The sequence below is a fragment of the Collinsella aerofaciens genome (genome assembly GCF_040926405.1).
In the GTDB taxonomy this organism is placed as follows: Bacteria; Actinomycetota; Coriobacteriia; order Coriobacteriales; family Coriobacteriaceae; genus Collinsella.
Genome location: NZ_JBCOIG010000004.1, coordinates 1 through 24,064 on the forward strand (window position 1 = coordinate 1; position 24,064 = coordinate 24,064).

Below are 24,064 nucleotides of genomic sequence, written 5' to 3' on the forward strand. Positions count from 1 at the left end.
CCTCTCGGCGGCCTTGCGAAAAACAAATCCAAGTTAGACCATTTCAAATGGTTCGATGTCTGCCCGGATGCGACACTCGGAAGTGTCCATCCTCGCAGTATCCGGTTCTCAAGGTGCACGCCCCGCGGCTCATCCGGTCCGACCGGGCCGCGCGGCAAGGAGATATATTGCCAGACCGGAGGGCCCCCGCGGGCGGGAATCACGCACTCCATATTTTGTTCACAAATAAATAGATCCCTCAGTCGCATCACTGGGGTTAAAACTGAAGCATTGGCTTCTGATATTGGCGATGACCAGCTGTTTTATGAGTGTTGAGACATCGGTCATCTCTGGAGCGCTACTTTACTCCAAAGGCATCAGCTATTTGTTTCCCGTCGGTAAAAGGCAGGTTTTGTTCGCCAAGCGTTCTTATATATAGAGAAGTTCGGGTTCGAACCCGTGCACCGGCAACAAAAAAGCGACCAACCGGAGTCGATCGCTTTTCTATTCTATGGTGGGCCGTCAGGGGTTCAGCCTGCTCCGCAGGCGGCCGCTGCGGCGCTTTCGCGCCTTGCGCGCTGCGCTGGCAAACGCTCGCGCGTTTACTCAGCTCCGCGCCCCGACGGGTTCGAACCCATGCCTTGGCAACAAAAAAGCGACCAACCGGAGTCGATCGCTTTCTATTCTATGGTGGGCCGTCAGGGGTTCGAACCCTGGACCTTGGGATTAAAAGTCCCCTGCTCTGCCAGCTGAGCTAACGGCCCGCGGGTGGCATTGTACCACGGTCTGGGACTATTCCCAACTCCATTGGCCGTTCTGGAAAATCACAACTTCACGTCCATCAGGCGTAATGCCCTTAATATCGATGTCGTCCGTGCCGATCATAAAATCGACGTGCGCGCTCGAGACGTTAACGCCATGCTCCAGGAGCTCTTCCTTGGACATGTCGTACCCACCCTCGATGCATTCGGGGAAACCGACACCTAGCGCGAGATGGCAGCTAGCGTTCTCGTCATAGAGCGTGTCATAGAACAGAACGCCGCTTTCGCGGATCGGAGTGTTCTTGGAAATGAGCGCGACCTCGCCCAGATGAGCGGCACCTTCATCGGTGTCAATAATGCTCGCAAGCGTCGCCTTGCCCACACGGGCATCGTAGTCCACTACGCGGCCGGCCTTGAACTTAATCCAAAAATCGTCAACCTTGTTACCGTGGTGAATGAGCGGCATAGCCGAATACACGATACCGTCGGCACGCATACGATCAGGCGAGGTGAAGACCTCCTCGGTGGGGATGTTGGGGAAGAAGGGGTGTCCATCGGGCGTCTTACCCTTGCCGCCGGCCCACTCGTGACCCTTCGTCATGCCAATCGTCAGATCGGTTCCATTTGCCGCGGTGTAATGTAGGCGGTCAAAACGATTGTCGTTCAGGAAACGCAGGTTCTTTTCGAATGCCGCGTCATGAAGCTCCCAGTCGCTCTCCGGGTCCTGGCCATCGGCACGAGCGGTGTGCAGAATCGCATTCCACAGCTTATAGATTGCAACCTCATCGGCATCTCCCGGGAACACCTCGCGCGCCCATGCCACGACCGGAGCGCCAGCGATGCACCACGGGTTGATGTTGTAGTCCAGTCCACGGCGGAAGACCTTGCACTGCGTATTCCTTGCCTTAGAAGCTGCAGCAGGCTTGGCGGGATCGATGCCCTTAAGGGCGGCAGGGTCCGCACCCTCGATAAAGATAAAGCAGGCGCCGTCCTGGGCCAGGGAATCCAGCTGCAGGCGCTTCCACTCGGGCGTCTGCTCAAAATAGCTTTTATCGACATGCTCGTACGTGAGCCTCGTCACGGCATCATCGGCCCAAATGACCGTCACGTGACCAGCGCCGGCGGCATAAGCCTCCGCGACCACCACGCGGGCAAAGGGCGCGCACTCGACCGGAGACTGAACGACAACCTCCTGGCCGGGCTTGACGTTTACGCCCTTGCGGACAACCAGGCGCGCATAGTTTTTAATCTTGGGCTCCAGGGCCTTCATGCCCTCCAGAGCTTCTTCGACCGTCAGGGCAGCTCGAATCATGTGCCACTCCATCTATCTATAGAACAGTAAAAAGGCGCGCCGCTAAAACGACGCGCCTTATATCTTAGCGATATGTATGAATACAAACGCTACTTCTTCTTGGAGTCCTTCTTGTCCTCCTCGGCAGCCGCGCGCTCAATAAGAGCGTTGAGCTTGTTCTCGGACATGCCCTCGGCCTGCGTGCGGTACATGTTGCGCAGGGGACGGATACGAACGAAGTCGTAGATAAAGTCACCCAGGATGATGACATAGGACAAAACGATGCCGACCATCTGAACAGGACTGGACACCGTGCCGCCGGGAGCGAAGTAGAGCGAAGCCCAAATTGCCACGACGAGTACCATGCCGATGGCGAGCACGGCCCACCAGATACGACGGCGCTTGGTGTAGTCCTCATCCTGCTTGAGGAGGATATTCGACACCGTGTAGATGCGATCCTCGCGGGCGCGCTGTTTGGCCTTGCGGGCGCGCTTTTCCTCCTTGGAAAGACCTTCCAGGTTTTCGCCCTTCTCGAGCTCCTTGCGGCGTGCCTTGGATGATGCCGGCACGACGCGAACGGAGCTCGCTGCCTGGCGGGCGGGCTTAGCAGATGCGGCGGACTTGCGCGCAACCCCGGTAACTTCGTGGGATTGCGTGCGCTTGTTCGTGGCGCTACGGGTACTCACTTATGCGTTCTCCTTCATGCTTGTGAACTGGGAGCCCGTGATGATCTGGAAGGCCTCGCGATAGCGCTCGGACGTGCCATCGATGACCTCGGCGGGCAGGTGCGGGGTCTCCCCCGTCATATCCCAGTTGGCTTTGAGCCAATTGCGGACGAATTGTTTGTCGTAGCTGGGCTGAATCTTGCCCTCCTCGTAGCTGGCGGCGGGCCAGAAACGGCTGGAGTCGGGCGTTAGGCACTCGTCGATCAGCGTAACCTTGCCATCGATGACACCGAACTCGAACTTGGTGTCGGCAATGATGATGCCACGGGTCGCTGCATACTCGGCGGCAGCCTTGTAAATCTTGAGGGACAGGTCGCGAATCTGCGCGGCGATATCCTCACCCACGATCTCGCAGCAACGCTCGAACGAAATGTTCTCGTCGTGGTCGCCGATCTCGGCCTTCGTGGACGGCGTGAACAGCGGCTCGGGAAGCTTGGAGGCCTCGGTCAGACCCTCGGGCAGCTGGATGCCGCATACGGTGCCGTTCTCGTCATAGGTCTTCTTGCCCGAACCGGTCAGATAGCCGCGGACGATGCACTCGATAGGAATCGTCTGGGCCTTCTTGACCAGCATGGCGCGGCCTGCGAGGTAGTCACGATACTCGGCAAACTCCTCGGGGAAATCCGCCGGATCGATGGAGACGAGATGGTTGGGAACAATGTCGGCAAACTTATCGAACCAGAATGCCGAGATGCGGTTGAGCACCTCTCCCTTAAACGGAATCTCGTCGGGAAGAATGAAGTCGAACGCAGAAATGCGGTCGGTGGCGACCATCAGCAGGTTTTCACCGGCATCATAGATATCACGAACCTTGCCACGGGAATCCGGACGACGCTCCATCGTTGTCACGTGAGTCACTCCTTACCTAAATACGACAGTAATGCGGGTTCTTCCCCGCACGTTTTCGCAAACTCGGAGCGGCAGGGACGAAACCCCTCCTTCACCGAATAGCGAAAAGCTAGTGCTCCATTGTAGTAGATGCCGCGTCCGCCGTGTGCTCGCGAGGCAGATGAATCGTAAAAGTCGTACCCTTTCCAAGCTCCGACTCCACGGATATGTAGCCATGATGACGCTCGACAATCTGCTTGGTCACGGCGAGGCCCACGCCCAGACCGCCCGCCTCGCGGGCGCGACTGGCGTCGGCACGCCAAAAACGACCGAAGATGCGCGACAGGTCTTCCTTGGCGATTCCAATGCCCGTGTCCGAGACCGCAATATCGACGTGTTTACGGTCACTGAGCACCGACACCACGACCCATCCGCCCTCGGGGGTATAGCGCATGGCATTACTCATGAGGTTGATGACGCATTGCGTGATCATGTCGGGATCGGCCTCGACAACGTCATCGTGGCCCTGCGTCTCATCTGCAAAGCGCAAACGCAGGTCACGGTCGGCAAACAGGCGCTCCTGGCCATTCACAATCGAACGCACAAACGGCACCATATCCACCGGCTCCAGGTTGAGTGGCGCGGTGCTGTTTTCCATGCGCGACAGGTCGAGCATCTGCTGCACCAGACGGGCCAGACGACGCGTCTCGGATGCGACCGTTTCCAGGTGTTCGTCATCGGTGGGATACACACCGTCTTGCATGGCCTCGACCGTTGCAAGCATGGCCATGAGCGGCGTGCGCAGCTCGTGGGCAACATCAGAGGTCAGGCGCTTCTCGTGCTTCATGTCCTTCTCGAGTGAGGTGGCCATCTCGTCGAAGGTCTCTCCCAGCTGATCGATCTCATCATCGCCGCGCAAGCCCGTACGAGCGGACAGGTCTCCATCGCGAATCTGCTTGGCGGTGCTGGTAATACGATGAATCGGCTTGGTGAGCATGCGCGACACGAGCGATCCGATAACGACCGAAATGCAGATTGCAACAACCGCGGCGAGGGCCATGGCGTTAAAGGTCTTCTCCCTAAACGCAGAGTCCGCCTTGGTGAGCAGAGCGTCGGAGCCGATGGCCCACAGCTTTACCTGTCCGGCATGCTCGCCGGAAGACGTTACAATCTCGACGTTAGCAACGCTATCGGAGTCGGTTGGAGCAGACGAGACCGGGCTATGCGATGCCCTCTTGCCGCTCGTGTCGTCGGTCGTAGCCTGGTTTTCGCGTACATCGGCGGTGGCGCTTGCCGAGGGCCAGGAATCGTCATAAACGATCACACCCTTTTTATTGACGACCTGCATGCCCAGATCGTCGGAAACCAAACTCGACGTTGCGACCGTGCGCAGTTCTCCCGCGGTCCAAGAGCCGTTTTCCTCATATGAGGTCGCCAACTTCTCGGCAGCGGAATTTGCGATTTCGACGATATTGGAGCGTGTGTAATCCGAAAAGACCGTGCCCCACACAACAGAGACAACGCCCACCAGCACCAATACCGTCATGAGCGATGTCAGAGCAAAAGCAAGTGCCATGCGCGAGGGATAGCTCATCGTTGGCCGTGAATCGGAACGAGGCGTGTTCCAACTAGCCTTGGAACCCGCCTCGCTCTCCTGCTTGTGCTTTTGTCCGATTTCAAAGCGCGCAGGTGTCATATGTGATTTCCCTATTTCTCGTCCGACTTATCGGTCTTGGCCGGAGCCTCGAAGCGATAGCCGACACCATGGACGGTGTAGAGCCACTTGGGCTTCTTGGGATCATCGCCCAGCTTGGCGCGAAGATTCTTCACGTGGCTATCGATGGTGCGCTCATAGCCCTCAAAGTCATACCCGAGCACTTTCTCGACCAGCTCCATGCGGTTATACACACGGCCGGGATGGCGGGCAAGCGTGGTGAGCAGCTTGAACTCGGAAGCCGTCAGATCGACTTCCTTGCCCTCGACCAAGATCTTGTGGCCCGAGATATCGATGACCAGATCGCCGAAGTCGAGTACCTCGACGGCGGGCTCGTCGGCCTGATGGGCACGGCGGAACAGAGCGCGAACGCGGGCGACGAGCTCGCGCGGCGAGAACGGCTTAATCAGATAGTCGTCGGCGCCGAGCTCAAGACCGATAATACGGTCCTCGATCTCGCCCTTAGCCGTCAGCATGATGATGGGGACATCCGAGGTATCGCGAATGGTGCGGCAAACGCGCTCGCCGGGAATCTTGGGGAGCATAAGGTCGAGCACGACCAGGTCGAACTGATGCTTCTCGAACTCCTCGATCGCGGACTGGCCGTCGCCGACGCCCACAACCCAGTAGCCTTCGCGCTCGAGATAGGCAGCGACGGCGTCACGGATTGCCTTCTCATCCTCGACCAGCAGAATCTTTTTTGCATCTGAAGCCATAACACGGCCCCCCTGTCTCAATTAGCTAAGAACAAGCCCATTTTAACGCACCTGAGCCCGCCAGATGCCGCTATGACGCGGCAGCTCGGCGGGCGGTACTCACAATTACAACGCGTTTATTCCCCTGTTGGCGCCTTTTTAACCCCTCTAAGCTTAAAGAGAGAATAGGCGTGCAGTGACCGTCTCTGGTATACCCTGGCTGTTGCGCACCGTGGCGTACGTAAGGAATGAGTCCGATTTTCCCGCCGTAGCTGGATAATCGCCATACTCCAAAGCGCGGTCGGGCGACAGCAGCGAGCCATAGGTCTTGGCAGAGGTGTCGATCAGGAAATGCGACGCCTGTACCTTAACAAGGTATTTATTCTTCTTGCCAGCCGCACATGCGAGCGGCTCGCGTGACAGGAAGAGGTACGGCCCTCCCTCATTACCGATATACGTGCCCATATTGCCCAGGCTGCCCACGCCACTATAGGCCGCCTCGATAGAAAACACGAAGGTATCGCCCATATATACGGCCTCGAAAGGCGAAACTGACGAAGGGAGGACCAACTGGGCACGCTTGGTGTTGTTGCCGTCGGTCAGATCGATTGCCGTTATGCCGTAGTAGACGCCCTCGTCGTTGCGGACACGCGGCGAGATGGTCAAAATGCCGTCGCTCGCGCGCGGGGCCGATGCAAAGCGGCCCGTCGATTTCCAAATTACCTCGGCCTTGGATTCATCAAGCGAGCGACGATAACAAAACGAATCACTACTCGTTTTATTGCCGCCTGCCGAAGGCATTTTATACCAGATGACCGATGACCCGAACGCCGTAAACAGGGGCGGATCATAGTCCTTGCCACCTCGATCGAGCTCAACCACGTCGCCAGAGAGCGAAGCGCCCGACAGATTTTGAGCGTAGAGCTTCCACGATGAATTGGCGAAGTTCATCTCAACCCACGCGAATACGCCGTCGCCGGCACGGACATCGTAGAATGCATATCCCGTGCCCTCGATAGGATCCTCGATTAATGTGGTAAGCGAGCCATCACCCAGGTTGAGCACACCGAGTGTGTTGGCGTGCAGCGCCGATGCGGGCGCCATCATCGCCGCGGCGTAATCGCCGTCGCAGTAGTACAGCAGCGTACCCAGAGGCAGCGTCCACGACGCCGCCGGCTCAAGATCGATGTCGACTGCCTCGTACTCATCCGTAATCGAGATGATCTTGGAATCGTCCTTGATAACCTGCGGCTCGCCGGCGGCATCATCGCTGGTGCCCGTTTTTTTCGAGCATCCGGCAAGCACCGTGGCAGCGCCCGCGGCGGCCCCACCGAGTACAAAGCCGCGACGCGATATTCCGTTCTTGATGTGATCGGCGATACCCATTAGGCGATCTCGGTGCGAGCGGCCTCGATAGCGCGTGTAAGCTGGTCGGCGCAGGAGGTCTTTTTCATACCGCAGGTATTACCGGCGAGAACCTCGATTACGCGATCGGCAGGAGCGCCCTCGACCAGCTTGGAGATAGCCTTGAGATTGCCGTCGCAGCCGCCGGTAAACTCAACGCCCATCACCTTGTTGCCGTCATCGGAAAGATCAAGGTGAATATTGCGAGCACACACGCCCTGAGGCTTGTAATCAAACGAAATCATGCGATCCCCTCTCAGAATGTTATTCGAGACGACTATTATCCCCGTCTTTCCCTAAATGCAACGAGGCGCTTTGCCGGCAACACACATTACCAGCAAAGCGCCCTAAAAAGCTAACGTTATGCCCGAACCTACTCGAAGCTCAGCTGCTCCAGACGATCAAAGACCGTGTCGATACGGGTGAGGAAGTCCCACGGATCAAAGATCTCGTCGAGCTTCTCCTGACTGACGGTGCAGCGCGGGTCGGCCTCGAGACGCTCCTTAAAGGTGGGGCCGGAGACACAATCCTGTACCTCGTGCCAAGTTGCCATGGCGTTCTCCTGCACAATGGCGTACGCGTCCTCGCGGGTGATGCCCGTGTCGACGAGGGCGAGCAGCACCTTGGAGGAGAAGATGAGGCCGCGGGTCTTATTGAGGTTGGCCATCATGCGGGCAGGGTACAGCTGCAGGCCGTCGATAACGCGGATGAGGCACTGGAACATGTGGTCGAGGGCGATGAAGCTATCGGCCTGGGCGACGCGCTCGGCAGAGGAGTGCGAAATGTCACGCTCGTGCCACAGGGCGACGTTATCGAAGGCAACCTGGGCGTTGGACTTCACGACGCGCGACAGACCGCAGACTTTCTCCATGGTGATGGGGTTGCGCTTGTGCGGCATGGCTGAGCTGCCCTTTTGGCCCTTACGGAACGGCTCCTCGGCCTCGAGCGTATCGGTCTTCTGTAGATTGCGAACCTCGGTCGCGATGCGCTCGCAGGTGGCTGCGGTGGTGGCGAGAACGCCGGCGAGATAGGCGTGATGGTCGCGGCTGATAACCTGCGTGGACAGCGGGTCGTGAACCAGGCCCAGGTGCTCGCAGACGTACTCCTCGACAAACGGCTCGATGGAGCTGTACGTGCCGACAGCGCCCGAGATGGCACCGAAGGCAACATTCTTGCGGGCGTCCTCAAGACGATCCAGATCGCGCTTGAGCTCCCAGGCCCAAGAGCCAAACTTCATGCCGAAGGTCATCGGCTCGGCGTGGATGCCATGAGTGCGGCCGGCACAGAGCGTGTTGCGCTCCTCAAAGGCGCGACGCTTGCAAATCTCGCCGAGCTTCTTGACGTCCTCGATGATCAGGTCGCAGGCCTGGGTGAGCTGGTAGCACAGGGCCGTGTCGCCCAGATCGGAGCTGGTCATGCCATAGTGAACCCAGCGGCTGGGCTTGGGGTCGCCCTCGGGAACATCGGCATCGATGTATTCCTTCATGTTGGTCAGAAAGGCAATGACGTCGTGGCGCGTGACTTCCTCGATCTCATCGACCTTCGCCTTCTCAAAGTTGGCATGGTCGCGGATCCACTGGGCCTCGTCTTTGGAAATACCGATCTTGCCGAGCTCCGCCTGGGCCTCGCAGGCCAAGACCTCGATCTCCTGCCAAATGGCGTACTTGTTCTCGAGGGAGAAGATGTGTCCCATCTCCGGGCGGGTATAGCGATCGATCATAGCGGCTCCTTTTTGGTTATTGGCACGTTGGTCGTAACCCAACCATTGTACCGTGCGCAGGTGCAAGTATGGGCAGCAGGCATTAACCTAACATTTTGGAATTGGAGCGACCATGAGGACGTCCGCGCATTTGCTTCGCAAATACGCACCGGCTTCAGGCGAGCCCCTCAGCTTCACGAAGCCGAAGGGGAAGACTTTGTTGAATTAGCCGTCCCCATGTCTCCCGTGCCCGGTAGAGCGGGCAACGGGACGTCTGCGTATTTGCTTCGCAAATACGCACCGGCTTCAGGCGCCTGTCGGCGCCTTCGCCTGCTCGCTACAAACGCTTCGCGTTTGCTTAGCGCTCGCACCCTGTCGGGTTCGAGTCCCGGCGCTTTATTGAAAAAAGCACGGCACCGTAATGGTGCCGTGCTTGTGCTTCTAGCTGGAGCGGGCAACGGGACTCGAACCCGCGAGTGTCAGCTTGGGAAGCTGATGCCTTACCACTTGGCGATGCCCGCATATGTGGGGGATAGTATAACGCGGTTGTCTTGTTCGATACAAGGGTGGCGATGCTTGTTTTAGCTGTGGAGATTCGTTTGAAAATCGCGTCAATTGTGGAGACGAGGACCTTTGACTTCCTGTTCTCCTTATCTTCTACCTGCGCTTTTGCTTGATTGTTGTATTTGAGCTCAATTTGTCAGGAATTGGGCAAGCTTTTGGTCAGGCTCCGGTACTTACCCGCATGAACCTCGGGGGTAGCCTCATCCTACGCGTCGCAGCCTCCCCGTGCGGCGCACGAGGGATAAGGAGCAGCCATGTCCAACGCACCCACGCACTCTGTCCACAGCGCAATCGCAACAGGTCCGCTGCTCCTGCTCCTCTTCCTGCTTTTCGGCTGCCTGGCACCGGGAGCCGCATTTGCCGTCGATGGCTACGGCCAGCTCGGCTTCCGCACTATTAGCGATGATTGTGGGCCCTTCTTCATCGGCAAGTATGAAGCTCAAGACGCCTCGATTGCCTACTGCATGAACCAGGAGCGCCCCGGCCCCACCAAACCGGGTGGCCCATGGCTCAACTTTGATCAAGGCTGGGTGTGGCTCGACGACGAGTTCGCGGCAATCGTTTGTCACGGATATCCCACCACCACGTCGTTTGGCGGTTACCATCTTTCACCCGATCGCGCCCGCGCCGCCACCCAGCTTGCCGTATGGATGCTCAACGGCACTACCCATGTCGACGGCACCTACTCCTACACGACCGCTCAGGGTAAAACCAAGAGCGGACACTTTACCGCCGACAATGAAGTCGTGGCGGCTGCGCGGTGGCTCCACGACAGCGCAAAATCAGGAAGCATCAAAGCCGCTCCGCACCGCGCGCGACGCTATCTAGGGGCCGTATCGGGCGGCAGCAAACGTCAAGACATGCTCTATGTACTGCCGGCGGTCTCTGTTTCCTTCCAAAAGCAGTCTGCTAACACCGTTATTACCAGCGGAAACAATACCTATCAGTTTACCGGGGCAACATTCGATATTTTTGAGAGCGCCAGCGGCGCGCGTGTCGGCACCATCAAGATGGACAGCAACGGTCGAGCGCAAGCAACACTTCTGCCCAACACGGCATACTACCTAGTTGAAACGAAGGCGCCGGCCGGCTATGTCCCCCGCCACGATCGTATTGCCTTTACCACGGGGAATGACGGCGGGCGGGTCGCCATTGATGAACAGCCCGGCACCATCAACCTGCGTATCGTAAAACTCGATGCCGCGACGAATGCCGGCCCCCAGGTGGGATCTTCACTCGCAGGAGCAGAGTTCACGTGTGTGTCGCAATCAACCCCTGGATGGGCACAAATCCTCACGACCGACGAAAGCGGTCGGGCCGCCCTCGCCGATGTCCCCTTAGGAACCTTTACCATCTACGAATCAAAAGCCCCCGAGGGCTACCTGCCATCCAACGACAGCTGGACCTATACCGTTGGAGCCGACCAGCTCGGCGATTCAGGCGTGGTCGAGATCGAATCTCGCGTTTCCGATATCCCCATTGCGTTTAACCTTGAGATTTCCAAATTCAAGGATTACGGCAATAGCGACCAATCCGGCCTGGAGCAGCCGGCGGGTGGTGTTGTCTTTGAGGTTGTCAGCAACAGCTCTCAGCAGGTTGTTGGCACACTGATCACAAACATCTATGGCTTTGCCTCCACCAAAGATCAGCCCGAAGCATGGTTCGGCACAGGCAAGCGACCCGCCGGTGTCCACGGAGCCGTCCCATACGACCGTGCCGGCTACACGGTTCGCGAGGTTCCGGAAACCGTCCCCGAGGGTTTTAAACGTGCAGGGGAATGGACCGTCGGGGCCAATCAGATTTCCGACGGCGCCGAGCTTCAATATATCGTGGACAACCACGCTCTGTCGACGCATCTCCAGATTGTAAAACGCGATGCCCAAACAGGCGCTTCTGTTCCCCTAGCCGGATTCACCTTCCAACTCCTCGACAGCAATCACGAACCTGTCTCACAAACTTGCTGGTATCCAGCACATAACGTAATGGACACCTTTACGACTGACGCGACCGGGACCGTCACACTGCCCGAATCGCTCGTGCCGGGCACCTATTATGTACGCGAAACCTCGGCCAAAGAGCCCTATCTTGTCGGCGAAGAGATCGAGGTAAACATACCCGCCGACATGAACCTAACGCCCGTTGCAATCGCCTCGTATTATGACCACGCCGCGACCGGAAACATCAGGATCGTTAAAACCGATGCCATAGACGGCAGCAGCCTCGCGGGCGCCGTCTTTGAGATCCGTGCCTCGGGTGATATCGTGCGCCCCGACGGTAGCATTGCCGCGCTCGACGGTGAGACTGTCGCGACCGTCACGACGGATGAAACTGGAGAAGCACGCGCGGGCAACCTCCCACTGGGATCTGGCACCGCACGCTACGAGGTTGTCGAGACTCAAGCGCCGGCAGGCTTCTTGCTCGATCAGACAACCCATATTGTCGACCTTACTTATGCCGACCAGAAAACACCCGTTGTAGAAGCACGGCTTAACGTGTCCGACGATTACACCAAGGTTGATATCTCCAAGGTCGATGCAAGCGGTGAGCAGGAAGTGGAAGGCGCACAGCTCGCCTTATATGGTCCCGATAAAACCGAAATAGACTCCTGGACCTCATCCGACAAGCCACACCGCGTCGAACATCTTGCACCCGGCACCTACTCGTTGCGCGAAATGATGTCTCCGCGGACTTATGACCTTGCCGAGGAGATAACGTTTGAAATAAAGGATACGGGAGAAGTCCAATCCGTCGCGATGAAGGATGCGCCCATCGAGATCAAGGGGCAGGTCGACAAGCGTCAGGAACTTGTCCAACCTATCGAAAAGGGCCTGTTGGCTAACGGCGATGGTAAAAACCGTGCCGCGATGCAAACCAATACGGATGGGCTTTTCTCCTATACCATCGACGCTCGAAACGATTCAACTACCTGGGTTGATGAGTTCACAATTACCGATGATCTTGAGTGTGCCGAGGACGATACGGCGAGATTCGTCTCAATCGAAACCCCCGTCGCCATCGGCGACCTCAATGGTCTGTGCAACGTGTGGTATCGCACGACGCCGTTGGACTCGACAGACGTCGATGAGCCGGCAAACGCGACACTTGACGATGGGCACGAAAATCCTTGGCTTGAGTCCGACGAAGTAAGGGAGAGTCTGGGTGAGGATTGCCGCCTCGTCGATTACGACGGCTGGCACCTCTGGAAGGCGGATGTCTCGACCACGGAATCCACCACACTCGAGGCGAAAGAACTCGACCTTGCGTCCAATACCGTCGTAACGGGCATTCGAATTGAATACGGTGCGGTAGCCGCCGACTTTACGACTCGAAGCGATGTGGATTCTTGGACCCGCGATGATCTCAAAGATGAGCACGACGACCTTGACGATGCCAAAGCAATCCTTGGCACAGACGCTCGGGGCGCAGTCGTACACATGCAGGCAACGTCGGCTTATACGCCCCAAACCGCACTCACCAACAGCGCGCGCGTCGATCTTTGCCGCAACGGTGGCGGCGATAAACTTGAGTCACATGACGAGGACAGCGTCATTCAACGCTGTACCCTACCGCAGGACCTACCGGCAACAGGATCAGCTCCCATCGCCGCTTGCATCACCGCGCTCCTGACCTCGGGTGTCGCAGCCCTATGGTTCGCTCGCCTTAGGTCGATCCCAAAGAAGCGCTAGCGCGATGAAAAAGCGGGCGAGACAGTCCCCTGGCTCGCCCGCTTTCAATCATGTAAATCGCCGTATCTACTCTGCAGACGAAGATCCACCATCAACGATTGCTTGCTCGGACTCAGGAATCCCATCGGCACCCGTACTCTGTTCTTGCTCCACCTCTTCGCTGATTGCGGAGGCGGGGGTCGAGCCCTTTGCACCCACGATGTAGGCAGCCCCAAATCCTAACGCAATGGCAATCAAGGTCAAAATCACGTAGACAGGCCAATGGCGCTTAATATACGAAAACACGTTGACTCCTTAGAGCTCCGTCTACGAACGGCGGATAACCTCGGTCACGAGCTCGGATACCGTGGCAATGTTCGTCGGGTTGACATTGTGGGGCAGGTCGTCCTCGGTACGAGCGCAAGCCAGACGCGTGCCGTCCACGCCGGCGATGGTGAGGGCTCGGCGGCTCGCCTCAAGCGCGGCATAGGCATCGGTCTTGGCATAGGGCATCTCGAGCGCGCCACAATCGACATGGAACGACTTGCACACCTTGCTGACCAGGTTCATGATGCGGCGATCGCCCTTGAGCAGCTGCTGTTCGCCCTCGACCGTCACCACCGAAAGCCTGCCGGCGCCGACGGATTCAAGATTGATGAAGAATACGCCGCGGAGCTTATCGCGATGCGAAGCCAAGAAGGCCTTCATGCCGGCGCCATCACAATCCGAGGCGCCGGTTGCCACAAACCAGATATCGTGACCGAGCAGCTCATCATCGCCCATAGAGGCGACAGCCGAGAGCATATCTTCGGAAGAAGCGCCATCGGAAGACGTAGCGCCACCCTTCCAGCCATCGTTATCGTCCTCGAAGTTATCCCACGAACCGATACCGCGACCTGACTTCTTGGCATCGTAATCGTCTTCGACGCCCAGCCAGTCACTCATGCTGTCCTGCTCGTTTTTCTTTTTACGACCGAACAGGCCACCCAGGCCGCGCTTACGAGACTTGGGTGCCGCCGGGGCGGGAGCTGAAATGGTCTCGATCGGCTGCGCGCCCGGCGCAACGGGCATAGGAGGCGCAACGGGTGCCGATGTGGGTTCGGGACCCTGAGCAGTAGCAAAGGGGTCGTTGACCTGGGCAGAGGGATCGGGAAGGTCGAACAGCGACGTGCGAGACGCAACGTTTGCCTGCTTCATCGACGGCAGCGATGGATCGGGGACCGAAGCCAGCGGAGACGAGGAGGGCGCAGGCGACGGTGCCGACGCCGGATCGGGAACATTCATCTGCGGACGCGGCGATGCCTGGGAGGAAATCTGGGCCATAAGGGAATCGACCGTTTCGTCCTGGGTGGGAGCGACATTGGCAACCGTGGCACCGGAACCACTCGGAGTCGGCATGGTGAAAATCTGCGTGGAGTAAGGCCTCGACTCATCTGTCTCGGGAGCCTCGGAAACCGCAGACACTTCCTCCTGCTCGACCTCGGTCGAATCATCTTGCTCGGCTGCCGCGTACTGCTCTTCGTCAGAGTTGACCTCGACGGGCTCGTCCTCGGTCGCATCCTGAATTTCGGCAGCATCAATGGGCTCGCCATCGCCCGCCGCGTCGTCCTGCTCATCGGAAGCAGGAAGGGGCTCGGCAATCGCGGTACCTTGCTTTTCAAACGTTATCGTGGAATCGAACTGCGCGGCATCAAACGACATGGTGCTATCGACGTGCTGCTGAGCCTCGAAAGACGTTGTAGCTTCGGCAGCGTCGACGGGTACGGACTGCATAGCCTCGTTCTGCTCGAACTCTTGCGCCGCGCGCTCACGTGCCGCCTCGGCCGCCTGCTGCTGAGCGATAGCCTCCTGCTCGGCAGCCTCGCGTGCGGCAGCGCGCTTCTCCTCGAAATCGTCGATAAATTTCTTGCCCTTTGCAAGCGCACCCTTAAAGAAGTTGGAAGCGCTGGCGCCAATCGACGAGAACGCGGATGCAATGTCGGCATGGGGCGTTGCCGCGGGAATCTCGGCCGAGAAATCAGTATCGCTCTCGTAAGACACGCGCCTCGGCTGTTCAACGTAATCGTCGTCAGACTCGTCCGCAACGTCTTGCGCCGGCGCGGCGGGAGCCAAAATGTCCAGTCCTGCCGCGGGATCGATCGCGGACACCGCCTCGGGCTCGGCAACGGCAGCGGCAACCGCGGCAGACTCATCATCCACGGTGACAGCGGGCGCAGGTGCAGCCACGACGGGGGCAGGCTCGGGCTCAAACGTCGGCTCCTCGCCCTCCTCGTAATCGAGCGTGCAGGACTCGGGAAGCATTCCGAGCGCACGGATGGCATCCGAACCAAAGCGGATGTTGCCGGCGGCATTGCGATAGAGCTCGGGCTCGGGCTCGGCCGCGACAGGCTCCTCCACCGGCTCGGCAGCGGAAACCTCGTCATTGAACTCTTCGGCCTGGACAGCCTGATTCTGATCCTCGGGCACAATGGCGCCAATCAGCGTCTCGTCGGCAGACGCACCCTCAAAGCCCTCGATCTGCTCGTCGAAAGCCTCGCCCCGTTCGGGCTCGGTTTGAGCGTCGGGAGCAATCGGCTGCCCGAACTCGTCCTCAGCGTAGGTAGGCTCTTCATACTCGATGGTGTTGCCGTAGTCGTTTTGCTGCTGGGCCGCGGCATACTCCGCCGCTGCGCGCGCCATTTCCTCGGCACGACGCTTCTGCTCCCCAAAATAGGTATCGAACGGAACATCGTCGGGAAACTCGTTTTCGCCCTGGAAGGGAGCAACGTTGTCCATAACGCCGAGCATAGCGGCGACAGAGGACTTGTTGCACACCGCGCCGGACGTATAGGGAAGAATATGGCGGTTAAAGATGATGTTTGCCGCGTTGGCAAGTGCAACGAGGGAAGCGAGGATCGCGACAATCCACAGCAGAACCTTGAGCGCGCCGGGGAGCGGCAGAATACGCAGGATGGCAACGGCAGCGGGGGCAACCGTGGCAACGGGCAACAGCTTGGCGATGAGTGCACGATACGAAGCATAAGGCTCGCGGGCGAGCAGCTCAGCACGGGGAGAGTCGTAGTGTGCGACAACGACCACCGGGCGGTTACGCGGGGACGCGAGCGGGCCCGAGGCCTTGTGGTAGGCGATGACATTTTGGCTCACGCCCGTCTTGCCCAGGCGCGAAACCACGGGGTGGCCCGTGCGCTCGAGCACGTAAAGAACGGCGCCGACAATGGCCAGCAAGGTGCCGACCAAGCCGATACCGCCGCCGATGCCCATCAGCAGGGCGCCGGCAAACGCAAGAATACCGGTAACGGCAAATGCCAACCTACTGGGCGCCGGGGCATTGAACTCCTGAACCTCGGGGTCAAAGCCGTGGTTGCGGAAGATCTGAGCGATATCTTCGGCAGCCAAGCGCTCTTCTTCGCTGCATGCCGGCGTAATGCCGGTGTTCTGCAGCAGGTGGTTAATATAGTTCTGGGTGTTCGCCATGTGCGCTCCACATCCATAATCCGACAAATAGGCCCAATGCATGCACATTAGAACCGTATATAGTCGAAAGTATACCCCGAGCGAGCGCAAACGACCGAATTCGGGCCATCTTAACGCCCCGAGCGGACAAGGATATAGCCTAATCTCCATATCGGACTAAAATCATGGCAGCAAACCACCTTCTCATGCGAGGACTCTATGACGGCAAGCGACACGACCGAGACAATTAAAAAGGGAAATTCGGAGCCCAGTTTCGATAAAACGGCTCAGCGCATCCTCAATCTTTTCTTTGTGCTCAATAGCTCCCCCGAACCGCTGACGACCGAGCAGATCGTCTTGGATTCTGACCTGGGATATGGCTCGGGCAATATCGACTCGGATAAGCGCAAGTTTCGACGCGATCGTGACAAGCTGCTCGAACGCGGCATCTTAATCAAGGAGGTTCGCCCCACCGGCGCGCAGGAGACCGAGGAAAGCTCGTGGACAATCGACCGCGAGCACACGTTTGCGGCAGGCGGCCTCATTACCGCAGACGACGCCGATATCCTGCTCAACGCCATCGACCAGACACTAGCGGCCGGCTCATCCACTTTTGCCGCACCGCTTGCCGATATTCGCTCCAAGATTGCCTATCTCACCGGCAGGACGACGGTAGACGAGGCGCCGATCAGCCGCTCTCCCACCGTCGATGCGGTTTGGAGCGCCTTTGCCGAGCGATGCGCGCTGCGATTTTTATATCAGAACGGACGCGGCGAGCAGAGAGAACGTACCGTCTGCGTCTACGGCGTGTTCGAGCGCGAGGGCGTGGCTTACTTCTGCGGCCTCGACAACGTCACCGACGACATCAGGACATTCCGCTGCGACCGTATCGTTCGCGCTTGGCGTCCTTCGAAGGCCTACGTCATCCCCGCGGACTTCAACCTCAGCGACTACCTGTTCTTTGAATTCGATTTTGCCGACCGACCGCCCGTTGCAGCCACGTTCTCATTCGCCCCTCAGACGCAGATCGATATGATCAACGGTCTCACGCGTGGGCGAGGTGAGCTCGTACACACCGATGTGGGATGGACCTGGACCGTTGACGTGCGCGATCTTGAAGCCGGCGCCTCATTTTGCATGGCCCACGCCATGGACGGCATGAGGCCCGTGGCCCCCAAATCGCTCAAACAGGCGTGGAACCACCTCATTGAAAGGACGGTGCACGAGCATGCCCGTGCGTAAACTCACCAGCGAGCAGAGACTCTCGCGCGCCATCGACATCATGGAGGCCCTCTACGCCGCCGGCGAGAGCGGCATGACACGAACCGAGATTTGCAGCCGCTTTGACATCACGGGAGTATCGCTCGACGAGATTCTCGAGATCGTCTCGACGCTCGCGGACCGAGAATCTGGTGCGCGCATCATCTGCGAATGCCACGGCGAGCGTGTGATCCTCACCGGTGACGCCGGGCGTGTGCTACCGTTGCGCCTGAGTGCCGCCGAGGGCGCTGTGCTCAACCACGAACTTGAATCGTTGGGGATCGAGCCGCAGACGGCAGCCCGGATTCGACATGCCCTTCTACCCGAAGAGCTCGGCTATAACCAGCGCGTCTTTGACACCGTCAACCACGGGTCGCACTGGCAGCAGCTGAGCTGCGCCATTCAGGACGGCGTTCGCTGCCGCATCTCATATCGCTCGATGGACGATGCACGGCCACGCGAGCGTCTGGTCGACCCCTTGCGCATTACGGCAAACGGCGACCAAACATACCTGATTGCCTGGGACATCACAGTCGATGAGCAGCGCACCTATCGCATGGATAAAATCGAGGGACTCGCCTTGACGGAAGACTCCGTCGTGCCTCACACACCGGACGTCGCATCCCTCCACGATTCCCTTGCCCGGACGCAGCGCAGCGCAAAGCTCTTGATGCCATTCGATATGGCGGAGCATCTGGACTGGGCCGGCATCACCCTAATCGAGCGCGGCGGGGCAGACATGGCAACGGTAACCGTGCATTACGGCTCCGAGCGTTGGCTACTGAGCCAGGTAATCGCAGCGGGCGGAGCCATCCGCATCTTGGATGACCCCGCCCTGTCAAAGCGCCTGTGCGATATGGCAAAAACCCTCGTCTGTCCGCTTTAGCGCCGCCGCTCGTGGCGTGCGCGCCACAGTTGCAGATAGTGCCCGATCTGCGCCGATTCGATGCGCTGGTAGGAGCTCGTGGGCAGCGACGTTAAGAACTTCTTTCCGTAGCCCTTCGTCACCAGGCGCGGGTCGGCCAGAATCAGCACGCCGCAATCGGTCGACGAGCGGATAAGGCGGCCGGCCGCCTGCTTGACCTCGAGCACCGCCTCGGGCAGCGAATAGCGCGCCCAAGCGCGGTCTTCGCGCAGGTTGCGCTCGCACGAGAGCGGGTCCGTGGGGCTCGAGAACGGCAGCTTGGGAATGATGACGCAGCGCAGTGTCTCGCCGCTGGCGTCGAATCCCTCCCAGAAGGCCTTAAGAGCAAAAAGCGACGAGGTCGGCTCGTTGATAAACCGGTCGCGCAGGCGACGAGGAGATGAGTTGCGCTGCTGGCAGTTGAGCTCCAGACCCGCACGGGCCATCTTGGGCTCAACGCGGGCGTACAGGTCTTCCATGTCGCGCCGATTGGTAAACAATGTGAGCACCGATCCGCCCATGGCAAGATGGGCGTCGACCAGCACGCGCTCGAGCGCCGTAAGATAGCTCTCACGATCGCGCGGATCGGGTATATCGCCCGCAACGACTACAGCCATGTTCGAATCAAAGTCGTAGCTCGAGTCCAAGTGCAGCGATGAGGATGTTGAAGCACCGATGCGATCGAGGCCGACCGCGTGGTTAAAGTGTTCAAAGCTTTTGGACACCGTCATGGTCGCCGAGGCAAAGATAGCCGTGTGAACCTCGGGCAGCCACTCGGTTGCCAAGGCCTCGCCAATGTCGATGCGCTCTGCGGTCATTGACTCTCCGCCGGCACGCAACCTGCGATTGACCTGCAGCGAATACACGTAGTGTTCATCGGTGCCGTCGATGATGAGTTTGAGGTTCTCGGCCAGCTCGTGCAGGCGGCGCGAGATATCGCCCAAGTCGACAACAACCTCGGGCTTGTCGGCGGCGACGGCTTGCACCAGCGCGTCGACGCACTTGTCAGCTTGTTCCAATGCATCGATGGCAGCGTAGGCCGACTGTAAGAAATCATGCCAGTCGTCAGATTCGCGCAGCTCGGGGCCAATCCATAGATTGGCATTGTCATAACCCCCACGGGCACGGCGGCCGAGCTCGCGAACGCCATCGAACACGTCGGCGATTGCCATGCTCGCGCGCGCAACCGTCGACGTCGCCTTGGCAGTAAGGCCCAGATAGAGCGTAGAGCCCTCGGAGGTTGCCAAATCACGGGAGACCTGGCTTAGCGCACCGGTGCTCGAGCCACCCAGGCGCTCAAACAGAACGCGTGATTCGTCCGCCGACACCACGCGCGCCCACTGACGGCGCGCCTCGCGCTCGATAGAATGAGCCTCGTCGATTACCCAATGACGAATCGGAGGCAAAATCCTGCCCTCGGCCGCAACATTGCGGAACAGCAGGGAATGGTTGGTGACCACCACGTCGGCATGCGCTGCACGACGGCGAGCGCCGTGGACCAAACATTTATCAGGGAAAAACGGGCAGAGGCGACGAGCACACTCGCGCGAGGCCGTCGTAAAGTCGGGGCGGTTGACGCTGCGCCACCGAATGCCGAGCGAGTCGAGGTCGCCATCGGCTGATTGGCAGACGTACGCCATAATGACCGCGACCGCCGTGAGCGTGTCCGCCGGATCGCGCTTGGTGGTAATCTCGACCTGGCCGCGGCTCATGCGCTCAAGCTTGCGCAGGCACGGATAGTGGTCATAGCCCTTGAGGGCGCAAAATGACAGGCCACCGTCCAGTTGCTCGGCAAGTTTTGGCAGCTCATGGTACATGAGCTGGTCGGCAAGATTGTTCGATTTGGTCGCAATACCAACCGTGATGTTGTTACGGCGTGCTGCCTCGGCAAAAGGCACCAGATAGGCCATCGATTTGCCGACGCCCGTGCCCGCCTCAATTACACGATGAGTGCCCGTGACCAGCGCATCGCGGACCTCGAGCGCCATCGCGATCTGCTCATCACGCGGCTCGTAGGTGGGATACATGCGATTGACCAGGCCACCTGGCGCATAGTCTGCCTCAATCTCCTCACGACTCGGCATCTTGAGTACCGGCAGTTCGTCGGCGTCCACCCGATCGTCGGCGCGATCGGCCTTGAGAACGTCAGCACGAGCGGCGCTGAGAGAGAAGATAGAACCAGGGTTCTGCCCCGCCAAGAATGAGAAGATAGGACGATAGGACCAAGGCACATCCGGATGCATGTCGGCTAGGCGCGCCATGAGGCCCTGAGGCAAGTCGGTGAGCGCCACGAGCAACACGCGCCATACGCCACACAGGGCGTCGACGTCGGCATTGGCACGGTGTGATACCGAGTCACAGCCAAACAGATCGGCCATAAAAGACAACTTGTGCGAGGCCAGGCGAGGAAGCGCGATGCGCGACAGCGCCAGCGAATCGATCCAAATATCGCTCACGTTGACGCCGCCTTTGACCGACTCGATAAACGAGCGGTCGAACGTGGCGTTATGTGCGATCACCGGGCAACCACCGACAAAATCGGCGAGAGCGGCGACGGCCTCAACAGCCGACGGGGCATCTGCCACATCGGCATTTGTAATGCTCGTGAGCTCGGTAATCTCGGCGGGAATCAGCTGCTTGGGATGCACGAAGGTATCGAAGCGGTCGACGACCTCGCGACCCGAAAGGCGGGCCGCCGAGATCTCGATCAGCTCGTTGTCCTGCACCGAAAGACCCGTTGTCTCGGTATCGAGGACGATCACATCTTCCTCAATAAGGCCGAAGGACTGTGTTTTGGCGCGCTCGGCAAGCGTGGCATAGGAGTCGATGACAAACTGCGGCGTTCCTGACAAAACCGCGTCCTCGATTAGCATGCAATGCCCGCTCGACGAAGGCCCATACGGATCAGGCTGTCACAGACCTGCGGGAACGTCATGTCGTCGGTGTGGCGAATCTCATCCGGATACAGCGACGTATCGGTCATTCCGGGAATGGTATTGGTCTCGAGGATGACGGGGCCGTCCTCGCTCACGATAAAATCGCTGCGCGAGATGCCCAGGCAACCGAGGGCCTTGTGAGCAGCACAGGCAAGCTCCTGAGCGCGAGCGTAATTCTCGGGTGAAATCTGCGCCGGAATACGATGGATGTCCGTAGGGTCGACATACTTCACGTCCAGATCGTAGAACTCGCAGTCCTCGGGCTTACGAATCTCGACAATCGGCAGAGCGCGCACGTCATCTTCGCCGTATACGCCGACGGTGATCTCGGTACCCTCGATGCACTTCTCGACCAGTACTTTGTCGCCGTACTCAAACGCCTTGGCGATTGCCGCGGGCAGCTCGGAGGGCTCATGGACCAGGGAAATGCCATAGCTGGAACCGTTGACGGCCGGCTTCACAAAGCAGCGCTCGCCACAAACCTCGACGATACGATCGATATCGACTTCATCGCCCACCTCGAGCGCAAGGCCGGGGGCAATGGGAATGCCCGCCTTGGCGTACAGGAGCTTAGAGACCTCCTTGTCGGCACCGCAGGCGCTGGCAAGCACGCCCGAAGCCGTGTAGGGGATACCCAGGGTCTCCATGGCGCCTTGCATGGCGCCATCCTCGCCGCCGGCACCGTGCATGGCGATAAACGCCACGTCAAAGCCGCCGGTTGCCATGGTTACCATAAAGTCATCAGCAGCCGTGTCGAGCAGCTCCACCGAAGTGTAGCCGGCCTCCTTCAAGGCAACCACGACGTTCTTTCCCGAATTGAGCGAGATCTCGCGCTCAGCGGAATGACCGCCCGCCAAGACCGCTACGTGCATGTTCTCTAGGCTTTTACCCGGCATGGGCAGACTCCTCCTCTATAATTTCTGCAGCTGATACCATATTGTAGCGATACCCTCTACGTTTCCCCAAAATCGAAAGGCTTCCATGAATCCCAGGACTAAATCTCAGGACATTCGCGACTTGAGCCAAAACGATATTCGCGAGCTCGTGGCCGAACTTGGCCAGCCAGCCTTCCGCGCGAAGCAGCTCATCGAATGGGTCTTTGAGAAGAACGTTTGTTCGTTTGACGATATGACAAACCTTCCTAAGGCTTTCCGCGAGCAGCTTAAAGAGGCTTTTGCCTTTGACACGCCGACTGAACTAACCAAGCAGGTTTCCAAAGATGGCTCTCGCAAGTATTTGCTCGAGTACCACGACGGCGTTTCCGTCGAGACTGTCGGCATGCCCCGTCGTAACAAGCTTTCCGTCTGCGTTTCCACCCAAGCTGGCTGTGGCATGGGCTGCGCCTTTTGCGCTACCGGTCTCAACGGCCTCAAGCGCTCTCTGACCGCTCAAGAGATCGTCGACCAGGTACTTCATGTATCCAACGACTTTGGCGAGCGCGCCACGAGCGTTGTCTTCATGGGCCAGGGCGAGCCGTTTGCCAACTACGACGAGGTTCTCAAGGCGCTGCGAATCCTCAACGACCCCGATGGCATCGGTATCGGCGCTCGTCACCTCACCGTCTCTACCAGTGGCGTTATTCCCGGTATTCGCAAATTTGCCGACATCCCCGAGCAGTTCACGCTTGCTGTTTCACTGCATTCCGCCATCCAGTCGACGCGCAATAAGCTCATGCCCGGTGTTAAGAAGTACACGCTGCTTCGCCTTCACGAAGCGCTTCAGCTCTACACCGAGAAGACCGGCCGCCGCCCAACCTATGAGTATGCCATGATCGAAGGCGTCAACGATACGAATCCGGAAATGCAGGCGCTTTGCGACTTCTGCGAGGGAACGCTGTGCCACGTTAACCTCATTCAGCTTAACGACATCGAGGGTAGCCCGCTCAAGCCGTCGCCGATTCATAAGGTTGAGGATCTTCAGCGTCGCCTTGAGTCCCGTGGCATCGAGACAACGATTCGTAACTCCCGTGGTAACGATATTGACGCCGCTTGCGGACAGCTGAAGCAGCGCTTCAAAGTTCAGAAGAACGCATAGGGGAGTCGCACCCCAAAACGTTTCATGTGAAACATCGAACGACCCCGGTTGCAGGATATGCAACCGGGGTCGTTTCATTTATTGACCTTAATTTTGAATCAGCTGCTACTGGTCCCATTTTTACGGCCAAAATAAGGGGTCCTTGTCTCGTG

Annotated in this window: 16 protein-coding genes and 2 tRNA genes; 4 read left to right on the plus strand and 14 right to left on the minus strand. The window is 58.8% G+C overall.

Annotated elements, in window-relative coordinates:
• Positions 1–667 precede the first annotated feature (667 nt).
• From AB5758_RS02585 to AB5758_RS02630, 10 genes are all read right to left on the minus strand, one after another.
• Positions 668–743, minus strand: a tRNA-Lys gene (locus tag AB5758_RS02585).
• 28 nt (positions 744–771) lie between these two features.
• On the minus strand, positions 772–2,052 hold the full coding sequence (locus AB5758_RS02590; protein ID WP_368141521.1) for an aminopeptidase: 1,281 nt from the start codon (positions 2,050–2,052) through the stop codon (positions 772–774).
• A gap of 89 nt (positions 2,053–2,141) precedes the next feature.
• Positions 2,142–2,717 carry a hypothetical protein gene (locus AB5758_RS02595; protein ID WP_196031406.1) on the minus strand — a complete coding sequence of 192 codons (576 nt, stop codon included), beginning with the start codon at positions 2,715–2,717 and terminating at the stop codon, positions 2,142–2,144.
• Positions 2,718–3,596 carry a phosphoribosylaminoimidazolesuccinocarboxamide synthase gene (locus AB5758_RS02600; protein WP_117743382.1) on the minus strand — a complete coding sequence of 293 codons (879 nt, stop codon included), beginning with the start codon at positions 3,594–3,596 and terminating at the stop codon, positions 2,718–2,720.
• Between the two features lie 118 nt (positions 3,597–3,714).
• Complete coding sequence (locus AB5758_RS02605; protein WP_368141522.1) at positions 3,715–5,280, minus strand: sensor histidine kinase; 1,566 nt, start codon at positions 5,278–5,280, stop codon at positions 3,715–3,717.
• Between the two features lie 11 nt (positions 5,281–5,291).
• The gene (locus tag AB5758_RS02610) at positions 5,292–6,014 is read right to left on the minus strand and encodes a response regulator (RefSeq protein ID WP_006236208.1); all 723 of its coding nucleotides are present in this window, start codon (positions 6,012–6,014) and stop codon (positions 5,292–5,294) included.
• Positions 6,015–6,167: 153 nt separating this feature from the next.
• Positions 6,168–7,379 carry a twin-arginine translocation signal domain-containing protein gene (locus tag AB5758_RS02615; RefSeq protein WP_055310311.1) on the minus strand — a complete coding sequence of 404 codons (1,212 nt, stop codon included), beginning with the start codon at positions 7,377–7,379 and terminating at the stop codon, positions 6,168–6,170.
• Positions 7,379–7,642: a TIGR03905 family TSCPD domain-containing protein gene (locus tag AB5758_RS02620; protein ID WP_006236206.1), complete on the minus strand. Its 264-nt coding sequence runs from the start codon at positions 7,640–7,642 to the stop codon at positions 7,379–7,381. The genes AB5758_RS02615 and AB5758_RS02620 overlap by 1 nt, the downstream gene beginning before the upstream one ends.
• A gap of 128 nt (positions 7,643–7,770) precedes the next feature.
• Entirely contained in the window at positions 7,771–9,117 is a 1,347-nt protein-coding gene (gene purB / locus AB5758_RS02625; RefSeq protein ID WP_055251306.1) for an adenylosuccinate lyase, read from the minus strand.
• 425 nt (positions 9,118–9,542) lie between these two features.
• Positions 9,543–9,617 (minus strand) — tRNA-Gly (locus AB5758_RS02630).
• A 297-nt stretch (positions 9,618–9,914) separates the two neighbouring features.
• Between AB5758_RS02630 and AB5758_RS02635 the strand changes: the two genes are divergently transcribed.
• Positions 9,915–13,346: a SpaA isopeptide-forming pilin-related protein gene (locus AB5758_RS02635; protein ID WP_368141523.1), complete on the plus strand. Its 3,432-nt coding sequence runs from the start codon at positions 9,915–9,917 to the stop codon at positions 13,344–13,346.
• Positions 13,347–13,412: 66 nt separating this feature from the next.
• Here the strand turns inward: AB5758_RS02635 and AB5758_RS02640 are convergent, their stop codons facing one another.
• Both AB5758_RS02640 and AB5758_RS02645 read right to left on the minus strand, forming a co-directional pair.
• A complete protein-coding gene (locus AB5758_RS02640; RefSeq protein WP_022094153.1) occupies positions 13,413–13,631 on the minus strand; it encodes a hypothetical protein in 219 nt (72 codons plus the stop codon).
• Positions 13,632–13,652: 21 nt separating this feature from the next.
• Complete coding sequence (locus tag AB5758_RS02645; protein ID WP_368141524.1) at positions 13,653–16,799, minus strand: hypothetical protein; 3,147 nt, start codon at positions 16,797–16,799, stop codon at positions 13,653–13,655.
• Positions 16,800–16,997: 198 nt separating this feature from the next.
• On the opposite strand from AB5758_RS02645, the gene AB5758_RS02650 reads away from it, so the two are divergent.
• Together AB5758_RS02650 and AB5758_RS02655 are read left to right on the plus strand one after the other, a co-directional pair.
• A complete protein-coding gene (locus AB5758_RS02650; RefSeq protein ID WP_368141525.1) occupies positions 16,998–18,020 on the plus strand; it encodes a helix-turn-helix transcriptional regulator in 1,023 nt (340 codons plus the stop codon).
• Complete coding sequence (locus AB5758_RS02655) at positions 18,007–18,924, plus strand: helix-turn-helix transcriptional regulator (RefSeq protein ID WP_368141526.1); 918 nt, start codon at positions 18,007–18,009, stop codon at positions 18,922–18,924. The genes AB5758_RS02650 and AB5758_RS02655 overlap by 14 nt, the downstream gene beginning before the upstream one ends.
• Here AB5758_RS02655 and AB5758_RS02660 read toward each other — a convergent pair.
• Positions 18,921–21,815, minus strand: coding sequence for a helicase C-terminal domain-containing protein (locus AB5758_RS02660; RefSeq protein ID WP_055287291.1), 2,895 nt, complete (start codon positions 21,813–21,815; stop codon positions 18,921–18,923). The genes AB5758_RS02655 and AB5758_RS02660 overlap by 4 nt on opposite strands.
• Complete coding sequence (locus AB5758_RS02665; protein ID WP_215673724.1) at positions 21,809–22,774, minus strand: D-alanine--D-alanine ligase family protein; 966 nt, start codon at positions 22,772–22,774, stop codon at positions 21,809–21,811. Before AB5758_RS02665 ends, AB5758_RS02660 begins: the two co-directional genes overlap by 7 nt.
• A gap of 85 nt (positions 22,775–22,859) precedes the next feature.
• Here AB5758_RS02665 and rlmN point away from each other — a divergent pair, with 85 nt between their 5' ends.
• Positions 22,860–23,912, plus strand: a complete 1,053-nt coding sequence (gene rlmN, locus AB5758_RS02670) for a dual-specificity RNA methyltransferase RlmN (protein ID WP_055287295.1) — start codon at positions 22,860–22,862, stop codon at positions 23,910–23,912.
• Positions 23,913–24,064 lie beyond the last annotated feature (152 nt).